This is a genomic window from Pseudomonas defluvii (assembly GCF_001695625.1).
Lineage (GTDB): Bacteria > Pseudomonadota > Gammaproteobacteria > Pseudomonadales > Pseudomonadaceae > Aquipseudomonas > Aquipseudomonas defluvii.
Genome location: NZ_MBPN01000354.1, coordinates 1 through 292 on the forward strand (window position 1 = coordinate 1; position 292 = coordinate 292).

A 292-nucleotide genomic window follows, 5' to 3' on the forward strand; every position below is an offset into this window, starting at 1 on the left:
ATTCAGTCTATTTCTATCACATACCCAAATTTTTAAAGAACGATTCTGAAAAAGTTCAGAAATCAACATTCACCATCATCACAATGGAATGCTCATTTCTAAGCTTTGACACGGTTAAGCAAGAGGGGTGGTGGAGCCAAGCGGGATCGAACCGCTGACCTCCTGCGTGCAAGGCAGGCGCTCTCCCAGCTGAGCTATGGCCCCAGCAATTGGTGGGTCTGGGCAGATTCGAACTGCCGACCTCACCCTTATCAGGGGTGCGCTCTAACCAACTGAGCTACAGACCCAATCG

2 tRNA genes are annotated in these 292 nt (G+C 49.7%); both read right to left on the minus strand.

The annotated features are described in order from the left end of the window. Window positions 1-128 precede the first annotated feature (128 nt). A tRNA-Ala gene (locus EKA13_RS27645) sits at window positions 129-204 on the minus strand. 6 nt (window positions 205-210) lie between these two features. Beyond that, a tRNA-Ile gene (locus tag EKA13_RS27650) sits at window positions 211-287 on the minus strand. Window positions 288-292 lie beyond the last annotated feature (5 nt).